This window comes from Streptomyces vietnamensis (genome assembly GCF_000830005.1).
GTDB lineage: Bacteria > Actinomycetota > Actinomycetes > Streptomycetales > Streptomycetaceae > Streptomyces > Streptomyces vietnamensis.
In genome coordinates this window covers 241,343-256,465 of sequence record NZ_CP010407.1, presented here as the reverse complement: position 1 = coordinate 256,465, position 15,123 = coordinate 241,343, and the positions used below count along the sequence as shown (strand labels likewise).

Here is a 15,123-nt window from a genome sequence, read left to right as displayed (position 1 = left end):
CCTTTCAGGCAGGTCGGACGGGACTCACAGTGAAGATGCCCGAGCCGGCGCGCGCGCCCGGTTCTCCGTCGACGGGGGAGCGGGCCGGATCCGGGTCGCCTCCGACCCGCCGTCGCCCGGCTCCTCCTGGCCGCGCTGGGACCGGTCCCTGACGTTCCACGGGAAGCCGCTGTACCGGGTCGGTTCGTTCTGCGACACGTGCGAGCTGAGCCTGACGTTGCTGGGCTGGCCGGACGACGAGGCGACCCGGATCGCGGCCGGCATGCGCGGGCGGCTGGCCGGCCTGGACAGACTCGACACCGCGCTGCTCGCCGAATGGAGCCCCGCGATCGGTGAGTTGGAGACCGGCCACTACCGAGCCCTCCTGCTCGACCTCCCGCTGGAGCGCGTGTCCGAGCCGGCCCGGTCGTGGTGGTACCGCCGCGTGGCGGGCCGGGTGGAGGAGGACGGCGACGACTCCGAATACGGCGACGACCGTCCCGAGGGCCACTGGCCCGGCGTCCCGCACTTCCAGCTCACCGCGCCCGTTCCGGGCGGTCGGGTGCCGTTCACGTACGGCGCGGTCCTCCCCTCGCAGCCGCCGGAGGCGCTCGACCCGGCGACCGTCGCCCGGCACGCGGCCGCCATCACAGCGGGGGAGCGGCCCGCCGCCGTGGTCCTGGGCTGGATCGACGACCGGTACGTGGAGGCCCGGCACGAGGAGCGGTGGCTGGTCGGTGCGGTACTCGACGGTCACCGCCGGCTCGCCGCGTACGCGGCCGCCGGCGTGCCGGCCCGGGTGCTCCTGCTCGCTCGCGTGGGCGGCGGCGGTGGCGCCGACGGCGGTCTGGAGGGACTGGCGGAGGTGGCCGCGGCGTACGGCTGCTGCCGGGACTGACGGCGACGGCGCGGGCGGGCATGAACGGGACGGGACCCCCGGCCCCCTCTCCCCGACTCAACCGCCGACAGTGTTGTCATTCGCCCGTGGAATATGCGGGCATTCGCCTGCGGCCGCCCCGGGCCGTCCGTCACCGTGGAGGCGAGGAGGCCCGCCGCCGGCCGACGAGCGGCGGCCGTACCGACACAGAGGAAGAGGAGGACGGGTCATGTGGGAGCCGGACGGCGCGGAAGGGCACGTGGGCAAGGTCGGGGTGCTGCTGGAGGACGGCACGGTCCCGGGCCCGGTCTACATCGACATCGGCAGCTCAGGGCACATCCCCAGCTTCACCGACTGGTGGTGCTACGACGGCGCGCACCGCCGCCCGCTCGCGGACCGGATGCGCGCCGTCTGCGCCTGCGGCTGGCACGGGGAGACGACCTATCCGATCGACTGGAAGCGGGTACCCCGCCGTGAGCCGTACCTGTACGACACCTCCGGACCGGAGAGGGACTGGGAGACGCACACCCGGCAGGTCAACGCTGCCGCGGTCCAGTTGCCCGAGGACGTCGCCCGGCTCATCTCCCGGATCCGTGAACGCCTCGACGAGACCGAGGACACCGATCCTCTGACCGCGTTGCGGATCGTGGGTGCGCTGGACGCGGTCGTCGAGACCGACGGCCCGTATGCCACCCGCCTGGCTACGAGGAAGCACACCGACGAGGAGATCGCTGTGGCGCTCGGCAGCACCGAGAAGGCACTGGCTGCCCGGCTGCGCCGGTACGACAGCACCCGTTATTGACCCGGGAGTGCGGAGAGCGCCGACCCCGGTCGTGATGCGGCCGTAGCGGAGCTGGTCGAGCGCGTCGGCGATGACCTGCTCAGGCGGGAGCGTCAGGGTCTCCGGATCGGCCCGGGTGAGCCGGCGGGGAAGCCGCTTGGGCAAGGACACCGGAATCCGTGTCCGGGGTGCCCTGACGCCGTCGTGCTCGGCCACGAGCGTGAGCAGGTCGGGCAGCGCGGGCGTGTCGTCGTCCAGCAGCCAGTACGTGGTGTGTTCGGTGGCCGCGTCCGTCGGCAGCAGGGTCATGAACCGGGCGAGGTGGTCGGCCGCGACCACGGGGACGAACGTCTTTCCGTTGCCCGGGAGTGCGGGCGGTGAGCCCTGCCAGAGGTCCTTCATGTGGGAGGCGAGCCCGAGGTACTGGTCGGATTCCCCGGTGGCGCTGTCCCCGATGACGCCGGCCGGGTTCACGATGGACCACGGAACGCCCAACTGGGCTGCCAGGTTCTGGAAAACGGCGTCCGCCTCGACCCTGGACGCCTCGTAGGCGCCCAGCGCCCGGTAGGTCTCACGTCGGTGTTCATCGCTCCAGGGGGCGGGGCCCTGCCCGCCCACGCGGTACCCGGAGACCTGGACCAGGCGGCGCAGGTTCGGCAGCCGCGTCGCGAACTCGATGACCGCGCGCACGCTGTCGACGTTGGCGTGACGTGCCTCGTCCACCGACATCCCGAACCGGAAGGCACCGGCGCAGTCGTACATGCTGACCACGGCAGTCGCCAGAGAGCGGGCGACGGTACGAGGCCGGCCCTGCGCGACGAGCAGTTCACTGACCGGCGCGATCCACGACTCGAAGGCCTCGGTGCAGGCGTCGCGCAGCCGTTCGCTCTCCCCGCCCATCTCCAGCGTCACCACCGAGACCGGGCAGCCCAGTTGGAAGTCGCTGTCGTCGAGCATCCCGGCCAGTTCGTCGATCACACGGCCCAGCACCTGGCCCGCCGTGGCGGGATCCATTGCGGAGGCGGCCACGAGAGAGCCGAATCGTGCGGCCGCGAGTTCGATGGCCTTCTGTCCCAGGGCCTCCTTCCTCTGGGGGCAGTGGAAGGAGAGCGACCCCTTCGGGGCGCCCGCGTGCTCCACCGCGGAATCCGCTACGGCACGCAGGGCCTTGGGGCCCATGAACCCGGTGGCCCGGTGGCGACGACCCGCAGGGTCACGCGCGCTCCTGCACGAGGGCGGTGGGAAGGGTGATCCCCGCGATGACGTCGGCAGGCGCCAGGGCGGGCAGGATGCACCGCCACATGTCGGAGATCCGGCACGGCAGGTCGGTCCGGCCGGTGGAGAGCTGCGACATGATCTGGGTGCCGGTGTAGGCGGCCACCAGCAAGGAGGCGAAGGCGGTCTCGTCGGCCCCGGGGAGGAGTTGGCCCTTGCGCCGCGCGGCGACCAGTTCGTCGTGGAACTTCCGGGCCCACCACTCGTAGATCGCGTACTCGTGGAGGTCCGCCTCGTTCTGTTCGACGGCGAGCCGGATGCCCGCGCGCAGCAGGGTGTTCTGCTGCATCTCCACGGCGAGGTAGGAGGTCATGTCGATCAGGTGCTGGAGGCCGGGTTCCCCCGGGGGGAACTCCAGGTCCTTCGCCTGTTCGTGGATCACCGCGCGGGCGAGTCCCTCCTTGGACTTGAAGTGGAAGTACACGGACCCGGTCGTCAGGCCGACCCGGTCGATGATCTTCAGGATGCTCGCCCGGGTGTAGCCGACCTCGTCGAACACCTCCGCGGCGGCCCGGAGGAGGACCTCCCGCGTGCGAACGGCGCGCTGCTGCATGGGTCGAGTGCCCTCTTCCACCTGCACCTGCCCCCTCTCGACAAAATAAAATAATGACCTCTATCATTTCATGACGTGCGCTGACGCGCCAGAGTGAGTGGCTCACGAGCCGGTTGGGGGAACTGCCTTGTCATCGCTTGACCTCGCCCACGGTGAGGCGGCCTTATCCGCCACGCACGTGCCCCAGGTCTTCACCCACAAGACGAACCCGTCGGAAGTCCTGCTCACCGGCTGGTGCCGGACGGGCCCCGACGCCTTCGCCGTCACGGCCCGCTGGCCACGGGCCCACGGGTTCTACGTCCACCGGAACGGTCTGCTCGACCCCCTGCTCCTCAGCGAGTCGATACGCCAGGCCCTGCCCCTGCTCTCGCACGCCGCGTACGACGTACCGCTCGACCACCACCTGCTCTGGCAGGACTTCCGCTGGGAGCTCGACCCCGCCGCGGCGCGCGACGAAGGACACGGCGCCGACGTCGAGTTGCGCGTCACGGCCACCGACGTGAAGTACCGCGGGACGAGGGCCGCGGCCATGGTCCTCCACGTGGAGGCGTGGCGGGAGGGCGCCCGACTGGCCGAGGCCCGGACGCACTTCACCATTCAGGGCCGCGCCGTGTACCGGCGCTTACGCGGACAGTACGCCGACCTCGTGCGCGCCAACGCCCGCGCCCTTCCCGCCCCGCCGCCCGCCCCCGTGACGGGCGGACGACGCGACGAGGACGTCGTGCTCGCGCACGCGGACGGCGAGGGCCGCTGGCAACTGCGGGTGGACACCTCCCACCCGATCCTCTTCGACCACCCGGTCGACCACGCCCCGGGCATGCTGCTGCTGGAAGCGGCGCGCCAGGCCGCGCAGGCCTCATGGCCCCGGACGACCGCGGTCGTGGGCATGGAGGCCGTCTTCACCCGTTACGCGGAACTCGACGCGCCGTGCTGGATCGACGCCCGTCCGCTCCCGGGCGCCCCGGCCGGCCGGCAGCGGATCCTGGTCACCGCCCGGCAGCACGACGAGGAGATCTTCACCGATGTCGTCACCCTGGGCGAAGCCTGAGGGCCTGGACACATGGACGCCGCGTTGACCGACCCTTCCCGCCCGGACCGCGTTCCCTCCCCGTGGACGGTCGACGCGAGCGCCCCGGACCCGTCGCGGCTGCGCGTCCTGGTCGCCGGCGGCGGCATCGGCGGTCTGGCCACCGCGCTCGCCCTGGGACGGCGCGGCCACGACGTGCTCGTCCTGGAACAGCGGCCGGCCCTCACCGAGAGCGGCGCGGGTGTCCGGCTGGCCCCCCGGGACTTCCAGCTCCTGTACGGGCTGGGCGTCGGGGACGCCGTACGGGAACGGTCGCTGACGCTCGACGCGTTCCACGTCCGGGACGGCTCGACCGGAGAGCTGCTCACCTCGGTGAGACTGCCCGCCTGCGACCGCCACTCCTCCCCGGCGCACGCCACGGCCCACCGGCTGGACGTGTACGAGCCCCTGCTCGAGGCGTGCTGGGAGCTGGACTCCGTACAACTGCGCACCGACAGCCACGTCATCGGCCACACCCGGCAAGGAGGGACGGTGCGCGCGATCCTCTCCGACGGGCGCACCGTGACGGGCGACGTCCTGATCCTCACGGACGGCGCCCGCTCCGGCGTCCACCGCGACACGGAACGGGCCCGCGGCGGCCCCGGGGAGCGGCTCGCCGTCTACCGCACGGTCGTCCCCATGGAATCGGTCGCCGACCGGTGGCAGGAGAGCGCGGCCATCTGCTGGACGGGACGGGACTGGCACCTCTCGCACTACCCCCTGCCCGACCACCGCTACCTGAGCCTCACCGCGACCCGGCACCACCACACCGGCGACAGCCTCCACGGCACCCGGGTGGGCCTGGACGAGGTGCTCGGCGCGTTCCCCGGGATCGGGGCCGCCGCCCGCAACGTCCTCACCACGGGCAGACACTGGCGGGCGCTGACGCTCCCCGCCCGGCCGGCCGCCGCGGACCGGGTGCCCGGCCGGATCGCGAGGGTCGGCGACAGCGAGCACGAGGCGCACCGGCCGGAGACCGCCTGCCTGCACCGGGCGCTGGAGGACGCCGTCGCGCTCGGCAGCTCCTGGGACGCCTCGGGCGTCGGTGTCCACGGATGGCTCGCCGACTACGACGCCCGGCGCGGCGAGCGGATGCGGCGGAGCGGCGCGGAGCACGGGTCCCGGTACCGGCACGGCCACTGGGTGGACGGCCTGACCCTCGTCGACCACGTCCTGTCGAAGGACTTCGCCGGCTCGTGCTGAGCGGCGCCGGACCCGGCAGGCGCCCGGTTCGTACGTACACCAGCCCTGTCCGTACGAACGAGGCGCCGACCAGGATCAGGCCCGAGGAGCGGCCTCGACCAGGACCTTCCCGGGGGGATCCGTCCGGCCCGCCGCGATGTCCATGACGAAATCCGGGAACTCGTCGAGGGGGATGCGCCGCGAGACCAGCCGGTCCAGGGGAAAGGCCTCCGGATACTCCGCGCGCAGCCTGAAGCCCTCCTCGTAGTCCTCCTTGAAGCACCCGTACGCGCCCGATACACCGAGCCGCTTCCCGGCGTGGTCCACCCACGTGAGGAGTTCGCCCCGGCGGACGGCGTCGACGTCCACCGGCCCCCCGGGGAAGCGGTCGCCCTTCCGGGTGCCGCCGTAGACGAGCACGACCGCTCCGTCGCGGGCCAGACGGCCCGCGGTCTCCAGGAGTTCCGCGGTGGCCACCGTCGGCGCGACGACGACCACGTCGAACGCGTCGGGGTACGCCCCCGCCTCCGACAGCGGACGGATCTCGTCCGCGGCGAGGATGCCCTGCTCGCGGGCGAAGGCACGGCGGACCCCGCCGCGGTTGAACACCGTGACCGACGCCCCCAGATGGCGGGCGTACATGGCGAACATCAGCCCCGCGCAGCCGGCGCCGACGATCCCGACCCGCTTCCCCCCGAGGGAGTCGAGCCCTGTGAGCTCGAGCAGCTTCCGCAGGGCGTGCACGATGCAGGCGAACGGCTCCGGCATCCAGACGTCCTTGCCGTCGTACGGCCCGGGGACCCGTACGACGGCCTGCTCCAGCTGCTCCTTCGAGCCCCGTACGAAGACGTACTCGGCGAAGCCGGTGGTGCGGTGAGGGGTGATGTTCGGATTGAGCGTGACGGTGTCACCCGCCTCGAATCCGCTGCGGGACCCCGCGAAGAAGACGGAGCCCACGAGCTCGTGGCCGAACAGCGGCCCCCGGTCCTCGGGGACGTCGCGCGAGCCGAGGATCTCCTTGACGTCGGCGCGGCAGATGCCCATGTGGTCGGGCCTGATGACGACGGTGTCGTCACCGAGCGCCTCGTGCGGGAAGGCGTGCGCGCCGAAGCTCACCACGCCGTCCCTCAGCCTGGTCGTCTCGTAGGTCGACGGAACGGTGGACATGTCAGCTCCTTGGGTGGTCCGGGGCAGTGGCCGGCAGCTCCGCCCGCGCGGCGCGGACGCGGGCCCGCCCGATGTCGAGGGCGAGGCGCCGGAGGTCGCCGTCGCGGTAGTCGTTCTCGAGGACCAGCGCGTCGGGGGACGCGCCCGTGTGCGCGAGGAGGGCGGCCAGGGCCTCCCACACCCCGCCGTCCCCGTCCCCGAGCAGCTCCCGGCCCACGACGCCGCCGGTGCCGTCCTTGAGGTGGACCTGCGGCGCGATCCACGGGTGCGTCGCCTCGATCAGCGCCAGGACGTCGACCCCGTACACCCGCGGGTTGTAGGTGTCGAGCACCAGCCGGAAGGAGGGGACGGCCACCTGCTCCACGAGGGCGCGCGCGGCGGCGGGTTGCAGGGCGTTCTCGCCGGCCAGGAGCAGTCCGCGCGCGTCGGCCTCCCGGGCCGCCCAGGCCAGGACGTCCGCGGTGCGCCTCAGGTCGTCCGGGCCGTCGATGGCGCTGCGGCGGAAGCTCGGGACGAACGCCAGGGGCGCGCCCAGGGCCCGGGCCGTGTCCAGGACGCGGACCAGGACGCGCCGGGCGCGCAGCGCGTCCCGACTGCCGGCCGGTGCCGTGAGCCCGATGTCGTTGAGGGTGTTGCCCGCGACCCCGAGCAGCTCCACGCCGTGCGCGGCGCAGTCGTCACGGAGCCGGTCCACGGTGCCCGGAGCGTCGAGCCACGGCCCCCGGCCCGGGCCGCCGAGGTCGAGCTGGAGGCCGTCGGCGCCCGCCCGCCGGGCCAGCGCGGCGGCGCCGAAGTGGTTCCCCGGCAGCCGCCAGCCGGCGAGTCCCACCCGGGGGGACCGGGTCACGACGCCGTCCGCGCGGTGAGGACGCGGCTCTGGGAGACGGGCATCCCGTCACCGACCGGACGCCAGGCGCCGGAGCCGTCGACCACGAGGTGCGCGCCGTGCAGTCCGGCACCGGACGTCGCCGCCAGCTCGCGGGCCAGCGGTCCGAAGCCGGCCGGCGTCATGTAGGCGCTGTAGTCGAAGTCCTCGGGGCGGCGGCGCCGGATCCCGGGGGTGTCGACCATGCCGGCGGGGAGGGCCTGGACGATGCGCAGGGCCTCCCCGCCGGGCGATTCGGCGCTCTCCTCCTGGGCGACGGAGTCGAGCAGCGCCGAGGCGGCGGCCTTCGAGGCGGCGTACCCGGACCGGCCGGGACCCGCGTTGTAGACGACCTCGGAGGAGATCCCGAGGAACACTCCGGGGGAGTCGGGGCGGCGCAGCGCCGGGAGCGTCCGGTCCAGCGTCAGCCAGAGGCCGTGCAGGTTGACGTCGATCTGGCGGCGCCACTCGGCCACGTCGCAGTCCCGGAACAGGGCGCGCCCGGCGCCGTAGTGGACCGCCGAGTAGCAGACGGCGCGCAGGGGTTCCGCCGCCGTCGCGTCCAGGGCCTCGACGACCCGGTCGGGGTCCGTGAGGTCCACGGCCGTCCAGCGGAGCCGGTCGGCGCCTGGGCCGGCCGGGGCGGACCTGCTGAGCACCGTCACGTCGAGGCCCGCGTCGGCCCAGGCGTCGGCGATGCCGCGGCCTATGCCCGTCGAGCCGCCGATCACCAGCGCGCGGCGGTCGTTCTGACCTTGTGCTGTCACCATCTCTCCTTGAGTGGGGCCGGTGCCGGGGCGAAGCGCACGGCGAGTTTGAGGAGCCGGTTCCCGTCGACGGTCCGTCGGCGGCCGACCGAGAGGTCGTTCATGATGCGGGCGGCCTCGGCGGGCTCCACGACGTGGGTCACCAGGTCCCGGTAGAGCTCCGGGTGGCGCCACAGCTCGGCGGCGGCCTCCAGGAGGTGGCCGTTGCCCACGCCGCGGTGGCCGGTCAGCCGGACGCGCCGGCCCTCGGCCGTGGTCGCCTCGGTGAACACCGCCGGCACGGGGCGTCCGGCGCAGTTGGCGGCCCGCACCGCGGCGAGGTCGACCCCGGGCAGGAGGTCACTGGCGGCGCCGGGCGGGAGGCCGCCGAACAGGTCGACGGTCAGGTCGCCGTCGCCGTCGCCGCCGTGGCCGAACCGCAGGGCGGAGGCGAGGGCGTCCAGGGTCCCGTCGCGCGGGGTGGCGAGCAGGGCGGCCGTGGGCCCGTCGCCGACCGGCGGCGGCCCGCCCGTGGCCGCCCCGCCCACCAACTCCGTTCCGGGAACGGGGTGCCGTTCGCTCCACCGGCGCCCCTCGGGCGTGTGGTGCACGAGCAGGACGCGGACCTCCGCCCCGAGCAGGCCGCGGGCGGCGCGCACGGCGAGCTGGCCGATGTTCCCGTCGCCGTACACGACCAGGGTGCGCGGGCGGGCCGCCGCCAGGAGGCCGAGGGCGTACCGTACGGCCGCCAGCGGTTCGACGAGGGTGCCGAGCTCGGCGTCGGGCACCTGCTCCAGCGGGACGACGAGGCCGCCCCGTACCGCAGTGGCGGGGATGAGGGTGAACTCCTGGAGCAGGCCGTCGACGTTGTGCCCGAGCAGGAAGGACGGGTCGTCCCCGTGGGTCGGGTTGACGACGACGGGGGTACCGGGCGCCAGGGACCCGGGGACGCCCGGGCCGGCGGCGACCACCCGGGCGACGCCTTCGTGGCCGATGACGGGCGCCGGGTCGTCGCGCAGCCCGCGCAGCATCTGGATGTCCGTCCCGCACAGCCCCGCCACCGGGGTGGTCACCAGCAGTTCACCCGGGGAGGGGTACGGGGTGGGGCGCAGGCGCAGGCGGACCTTCCCCGCCTCGCGGACGAGCGCCCGGTGGCTGGGAATGTCCTCCGGCGCCGTCATGCCGCCGCCCCGGAGGGCGCGGACACGACCGGGACCGCGGGAGCGGCGGCCGGAACAGCAAGGGCGGTGGTCGGAGTGGCGGCCGGAGTGGCCGTCGCGGCGTGGGCCGCGATCCCCGCGCCCACCAGGCCGTCGGCCTCCCCGGGGGCGGTGACGGTGATGCGCCGCTCCCACCAGTCGGGGGTGTGCTCGCTGGTCAGGTAAAGACCCTGCCGGGCGAGGGACCTCAGCAGGGCGCGCCGGTAGTGGTCGCCGAGGCCGTGCACGACGCCGCCGGTCAGGACCGCCTCGTCGATCTCGGGATCGAGGCACAGGGCGGTGCGCAGGACGTCCGCGACGGGAGCGGTGACCGCGTCGAGCAGTTCGCCCGCGAGGGCGTCCCGCTCGTCGAGGGCCCCGCGCAGCGCTTCCTCGAAGCCGAGGCCGCCGGCCGTCAGGGCACCGAGCCGGGACTCCGACCAGCGGCCGGGCTCCCGCTCCTTGAGGACGTCCGCGGCCCGCGCGATGCCGGGGCCGGAGGAGTACGCCGCCAGGTGTCCCGGCTTCCCGCAGTCGCAGGTCGCTTCGAGCGGTCGTCCGGCCAGTTCCGCGTGGGCCGGCAGATGGCCGATCTCACCCTGCAGCCCGCTGCTGTCCACCGGGATCAGGCCCCGTCGCCGGTCGATGACGCGGCAGGCGATGCCCGAACTGACGGTGGCCAGCAGGATCTTGCGGTGCGCGTCGCGGCCGGGATGCGCGGCGGCGTGCAGCAGTGCGGCCGTGACGTCGTTGACGATGTGCCAGTCGACGTCGCGGCGCCGGGCCGTGAGCGCCGCCCGCAGATCGTACGGCTCGCTGTGCTCGCCCCACAGGGGCGCGGAGGCGTAGACGAGGCCGGAGCGGTGGTCGAGCGCGGCGCCGAAGGAGACGCCGGCCACGGCGCCCGGCGTCTCGGGCACCGCGTCGCACAGGTCCTTGACCATCATGGCCCGGAGCTCGGCGACGCCGGCGCGGGGGAAGCGCCTGAAGCTGGGGGAGGGGCGCGAAGTGCGGGCGCGCAGCTCGCCCCCGGGCAGCCACCACGCCTGGCGGATGTGGGTACCGCCGACGTCGAAGACGGTGACGGCGGCGCTCATATGGCGGCGCCGGCGAGCTCGCCGTTCCTGGTCGCCTTCCATCCGGTGACGAAGTCCAGCGCGCGGCCGAGCTCTTCCGGGGTGAGGTCGTTGGCGAAGACCACGGATCCGATGCCCCGGGTGAGGGGCACGCGCTGGAGCCCGTCGCGGTGCTTGACCGCGTCCGCCAGGGCCTCTTCGAGGAGTTCCCGGGTGAAGGTCGGGTGGGCGACGGGCAGGCCGAGGCCCTGCATCAGCCGCAGTGCCCGGTCGGTGTCCTCCTCCGACAGGTGCCCGCGCAGATGGGCGAGGGCGAGGCAGATCGCCATGTCGACGGCCACGGCCTCGCCGTGCAGCAGAGGGGGGTCGGCCCGCAGTTCCAGGGAGGGGCTGAAGGTGTGGCCGTAGTCGACCGACCTCTCCAGGACCTGCTCCCAGAGGTTGGGCTCCAGCTCGTCGAGCATGCCGGAGATCGCCCTGGACAGGACCTCGCTCACCGCGGAGCCGCAGCCGGCCAGGGTGTCGGAGGTGATGGTGCCGGCCGTGGCCTCCAGCAGGTCGAAGAGGGCGGCGTCCTTGACCAGCGCCATCTTGACGATCTCGGCCATGCCGTTGGCCACGTGCCGCGGGTCGATGGTGCGGAGGAACTCGGGGTCGATCAGGGCGAGTTCCGGCGCGAAGTAGGAGCCCAGTCGGTTCTTGTGGTGACCGTAGTTGATCCCGGTCTTGACCCCGATGCCCGCGTCGATCTGGCCGATCAGCGTGGTGGGGACGCGGATGTAGGGCACGCCGCGGCGGTACATGCTCGCGGCGAAGCCGACGATGTCCAGGACGACGCCGCCGCCGACGGCGACGACCTTCTCGGCGCGGCGCAGGATCCCCATGCGCGACATGGCTTCGGTGACGAGGATGGCCTGTTCCAGGTACTTCGCCTCCTCGTCGCCCTGGACGACCTGCCAGGTCGCCTCGATCCGCCAGTGGGCGAAGTACGCCTCGAACCGGCCCCGGTAGAGCGCGTCGACGGCGGCGTCGATCACCACGAGGGAGCGGAAGGGGTGTCCCCAGCCGCCGCCGCAGGCGTGGGCGAGGGTGGGGTTCTCGGGGTCGAGCAGCCCGCGCACCATGCTGACGCTGTAGTCGACGGGCTGTTTGGCCCGTACGTTCCAGTGCAGCCCGGGGGGCTTGGGAAGGTCGGCAGTCGAATTCAGGCCGGCGGGCCGGGGCGTTGTGGTACCAGGCATGGCGGGACCTCCACGGATTCGATGGGGACCAATGGCGGCAAACCGTCCGAAGCGGGCCGGCCATCGAGTTCGAACGCTAGGTCGTCACGTGAATGCATTTCAACGTGACCATGGTCACAGTAGATGCATTCACATGCATAGAAATGGAGGCGCCGAAACCGGCGTCGGCGGGACTCGGGGGAGATCGCGGGAGGTCGCGGGGGGTCGCGGGAGGGGGCTCAGTCCACCGGCATGGCCGGCGCGTACCTGAGCCGGGCGATGAGCGAGGCCGTGGAGTCGCTGACCGCGGCCGCATCGAAGGTCTCGGTCAGCGCCTTGCGCAGGGTCTGCTCCGCCGCCCCGGCGACCTGCCGACCCGCCTCGGTGACCTGTACGTCCACCCCGCGCTTGTCGTCGGCGGCGGAGCGGCGTACGACCCACTCGGCCTCTTCGAGGCGGGCGACCATCCGGCTGACGGAGGGCTGGTTGGTGCCCAGTGCCTTCACGAGCTCCGAGATCCGAAGGGTGCCGTCCCGTCGCTCCGACAGGGAGAGCAGGAGCAGGAGTTCACTGGTGGAGACTCCGTGGTTGCGGGCCAGTCGCCTGCTGGCCGCCGAGTTGACCTGCTCCATCAGGCGGGCCAACTGCCGCCAGAGGGCGAGTTCGTCCACCTCGCCGCCGGGTCCCCAGGTCTCCATTGGTGCGGCCCTTCGCTGAGTCTTCTGGACGTTCTGTTTACCCGTCTGTCACGTTGCCCAGCGTAACTCCTTGCGCCGGTTGACCGCACCCTCGTGTTCGTTCATCATTTACATGCAATCGCATGCATTGGAAAGCGCACCCCCCAGAAAGGCTCGGTCACCATGCCCTTACCCCTCCTCGCCCTGATGCTCGGGGTCTTCTGCGTGGGTACCGCCGAGATCGCCATCGCGGGGATCCTGCCTGAGATGTCCGCCGATCTGGGAGTGTCCGTCCCGACGGTCGGCCTCCTGGTCACCGGCTACGCGCTGGGCGTGACCATCGGCGGCCCGATCATCACCCTGCTGACCGCCAAGTGGTCCCGGAAGGGGCTGCTGCTCGGGCTTATGGGCATCTTCATCGTGGGCAACGTCGTCGCGGCGCTGGCGCCCAACTACGGGATGCTGATGGGAGCGCGCATCTTCACCTCGTTCAGCCACGGCACCTTCGCCGCCGTGGCCTGGCACGTCGCCGCCCTCATGTCCCCTCCGGACAAGCAGGCGACCGCCATGGCCAAGATCGCGCTGGGCTTCAACTTCGCCAACGTGCTCGGATCCCCCATCGGAACGCTCATCGGCCAGCAGTTCGGCTGGCGCTCCACCTTCGTCTTCATCACGGTCTTCGCCGTGGCGTGCGTCGTCCTCATCTACGCGTTCGTGCCGAGCGGTCTCAGCACCGGAGGCGAGGAGGGCGCCGAGGAGGACGTCTCGCTGCGGGACCAGCTGAAGGTGTTCCGCAGCGGAAGCCTCCAGCTGTCCATGCTGATCACCGTGCTCGCCCAGGGAGCGGTCTTCACCACGTCGACCTACCTGGCGCCCCTGCTCCGCGACGTCAGCCACTTCGTGCCCGCCATGGTCGGCGTCCTGCTGATCGTCTTCGGCATCGGCTCGGTGCTGGGCAACATCCTCGGGGGCAGGGCCGCGGACACCAACGTCATGCGCGGCGTGCTCACCGCCCAAGCAGCCCTGCTGCTCTCGCTCGTACTCTTCTGGGCCGTCAGTCCCTACCAGATCCCCGCGGTCGCCGCCCTGTTCCTGTTCGGCGCCGCCGGCTTCTCCATCATCCCGGCGCTCCAGGCCCGGATCCTCTCGGTGGCCTCCGCCGCGCCGGCGCTCGCCCTCTCGGCCAACGTGTCCGCGTTCAACCTGGGCAACGGACTCGGCGCCTGGCTCGGCGGCACGACCATCGACCTCGGCTTCGGCGTCCGGGACGTCACGCTGACGGCCGCCCTGGCCACGACGGCCGCCCTGCTCCTCTCCCTGGCGATGTGGGCCCGCGGCCGCCGGACAGACACGGAACTCCCCGCCCTCGACACGAGTACGAGCACCGCCGACACCGGCGCCGGCATCCCGGTGCACCAGAAGACGTCGTAGCACTCCGCAGCACTCCGCAGCACTCCGCTCCGGCCTCACGGCCCGGGGGCCGCACCCGCCCGACGGCGGCTGCGGCCCCAGGGCGTGCCCGTCCAGGACTCGGTACGCGAGGATCCCCGGGCCGAGACATCGGGGGGGCGCCCGTCTCCGGGAACCCCGCAGGCGTCGGTGACGGTCACCGACGTGACCGCGCCCGCAGGGATGGTCAGAGGGCTCCCGCTGACGGTCGGGAGGCCTGTGATGCCCCTCTAGGATCGGCCGGGTAAGGATTCGGTGGCAGATGGGTTGGGGCATGGGCGGCACAGTCACGGCGGTGAGTCGCAGCGCGACCTATGCGTTCAGCAAGCCGAACCGAAGTGCGATCAACCTTCTCGCCGGGCTGGGCGTCGAGGGGGACGCCCATGCGGGGGAGACGATCCGTCATCAGTTCCGCATGACCTATGAGCCGGATCTGCCCAACCTGCGCCAGGTCCACCTGATGCATGCGGAGCTCTTCGACGAGCTCGCGCTCAAGGGCTTCGATGTCTCCGCGGGTCAGCTCGGGGAGAACATCACCACGCGCGGCGTCGACCTGCTCGGGCTCCCCACCGGAACACTGTTGCATCTGGGCGGTGAAGCGGTGGTCGAGGTGACAGGGCTGCGGAACCCGTGCGCGAAGATCAACGACTTCCGGTCGGGACTGCTCGGCGAGATGTTCGTCCTCGAGCCGGACTCAGAGGAATTCGCCTTCAAGGCGGGCGTGATGGCGGTCGTCCGCCATGGCGGCCCTGTGAAGCCTGGTGACAGCGTCGTGATCGAACTCCCGCCGACTCCCCACCGGCGACTGGAACGCGTCTAGACAGACTGAAGGAACCTTCGGGGGTAAGGGCCGCCTGTCCGACCCGACCCACTCCCTCCGGCACACGGGCGGAACTCCGGGCGGGGCGGGAGCCGGGTCCGTCATGGCGCCGGCCAGGTCGTCGAGCATGGCCCCGAGGCCCGGCGAGGGCCGCCGGTGGTTCGGGTCGCCGAAGGAGACCTCGCAGACCG

Annotated in this window: 14 protein-coding genes; 5 read left to right on the top strand and 9 right to left on the bottom strand. The window is 72.7% G+C overall.

Going from position 1 to position 15,123, the window contains the following annotated elements; translation table 11 throughout:
* Window positions 1-217 precede the first annotated feature (217 nt).
* Entirely contained in the window at window positions 218-877 is a 660-nt protein-coding gene (locus tag SVTN_RS01245; protein ID WP_041127418.1) for a hypothetical protein, read from the top strand.
* Window positions 878-1,184: 307 nt separating this feature from the next.
* Here the strand turns inward: SVTN_RS01245 and SVTN_RS40825 are convergent, their stop codons facing one another.
* Both SVTN_RS40825 and SVTN_RS01235 read right to left on the bottom strand, forming a co-directional pair.
* Complete coding sequence (locus tag SVTN_RS40825) at window positions 1,185-2,777, bottom strand: LmrA/YxaF family transcription factor (protein WP_176573028.1); 1,593 nt, start codon at window positions 2,775-2,777, stop codon at window positions 1,185-1,187.
* A 73-nt stretch (window positions 2,778-2,850) separates the two neighbouring features.
* Window positions 2,851-3,465, bottom strand: a complete 615-nt coding sequence (locus SVTN_RS01235; RefSeq protein WP_041127417.1) for a ScbR family autoregulator-binding transcription factor — start codon at window positions 3,463-3,465, stop codon at window positions 2,851-2,853.
* 127 nt (window positions 3,466-3,592) lie between these two features.
* On the opposite strand from SVTN_RS01235, the gene SVTN_RS01230 reads away from it, so the two are divergent.
* A complete protein-coding gene (locus SVTN_RS01230; RefSeq protein ID WP_063782232.1) occupies window positions 3,593-4,513 on the top strand; it encodes a ScbA/BarX family gamma-butyrolactone biosynthesis protein in 921 nt (306 codons plus the stop codon).
* Window positions 4,514-4,525: 12 nt separating this feature from the next.
* Complete coding sequence (locus SVTN_RS01225) at window positions 4,526-5,734, top strand: FAD-dependent oxidoreductase (protein ID WP_052498840.1); 1,209 nt, start codon at window positions 4,526-4,528, stop codon at window positions 5,732-5,734.
* A 75-nt stretch (window positions 5,735-5,809) separates the two neighbouring features.
* On the opposite strand, the gene SVTN_RS01220 is transcribed toward SVTN_RS01225, so the two are convergent.
* The 7 genes from SVTN_RS01220 to SVTN_RS01190 form a co-directional block, all read right to left on the bottom strand.
* Window positions 5,810-6,880 carry an alcohol dehydrogenase catalytic domain-containing protein gene (locus tag SVTN_RS01220; RefSeq protein ID WP_041127416.1) on the bottom strand — a complete coding sequence of 357 codons (1,071 nt, stop codon included), beginning with the start codon at window positions 6,878-6,880 and terminating at the stop codon, window positions 5,810-5,812.
* Window position 6,881: 1 nt separating this feature from the next.
* Window positions 6,882-7,727: a sugar phosphate isomerase/epimerase family protein gene (locus SVTN_RS01215; protein ID WP_041127415.1), complete on the bottom strand. Its 846-nt coding sequence runs from the start codon at window positions 7,725-7,727 to the stop codon at window positions 6,882-6,884.
* On the bottom strand, window positions 7,724-8,515 hold the full coding sequence (locus SVTN_RS01210) for an SDR family NAD(P)-dependent oxidoreductase (RefSeq protein WP_041127414.1): 792 nt from the start codon (window positions 8,513-8,515) through the stop codon (window positions 7,724-7,726). Before SVTN_RS01210 ends, SVTN_RS01215 begins: the two co-directional genes overlap by 4 nt.
* Window positions 8,509-9,672 (bottom strand): alcohol dehydrogenase catalytic domain-containing protein, encoded by a 1,164-nt coding sequence (locus SVTN_RS01205; RefSeq protein ID WP_052498839.1) that lies wholly within the window; start codon window positions 9,670-9,672, stop codon window positions 8,509-8,511. Before SVTN_RS01205 ends, SVTN_RS01210 begins: the two co-directional genes overlap by 7 nt.
* On the bottom strand, window positions 9,669-10,787 hold the full coding sequence (locus tag SVTN_RS01200) for an ROK family protein (RefSeq protein ID WP_052498838.1): 1,119 nt from the start codon (window positions 10,785-10,787) through the stop codon (window positions 9,669-9,671). Before SVTN_RS01200 ends, SVTN_RS01205 begins: the two co-directional genes overlap by 4 nt.
* On the bottom strand, window positions 10,784-12,007 hold the full coding sequence (locus SVTN_RS01195; protein WP_078908127.1) for a sedoheptulose 7-phosphate cyclase: 1,224 nt from the start codon (window positions 12,005-12,007) through the stop codon (window positions 10,784-10,786). Before SVTN_RS01195 ends, SVTN_RS01200 begins: the two co-directional genes overlap by 4 nt.
* 218 nt (window positions 12,008-12,225) lie before the next feature.
* Window positions 12,226-12,684, bottom strand: coding sequence for a MarR family winged helix-turn-helix transcriptional regulator (locus SVTN_RS01190; protein WP_052498837.1), 459 nt, complete (start codon window positions 12,682-12,684; stop codon window positions 12,226-12,228).
* Window positions 12,685-12,846: 162 nt separating this feature from the next.
* Between SVTN_RS01190 and SVTN_RS01185 the strand changes: the two genes are divergently transcribed.
* Entirely contained in the window at window positions 12,847-14,094 is a 1,248-nt protein-coding gene (locus SVTN_RS01185; protein WP_041127413.1) for an MFS transporter, read from the top strand.
* Between the two features lie 292 nt (window positions 14,095-14,386).
* Window positions 14,387-14,932: an MOSC domain-containing protein gene (locus SVTN_RS01180; RefSeq protein WP_041127412.1), complete on the top strand. Its 546-nt coding sequence runs from the start codon at window positions 14,387-14,389 to the stop codon at window positions 14,930-14,932.
* Window positions 14,933-15,123: the final 191 nt, after the last annotated feature.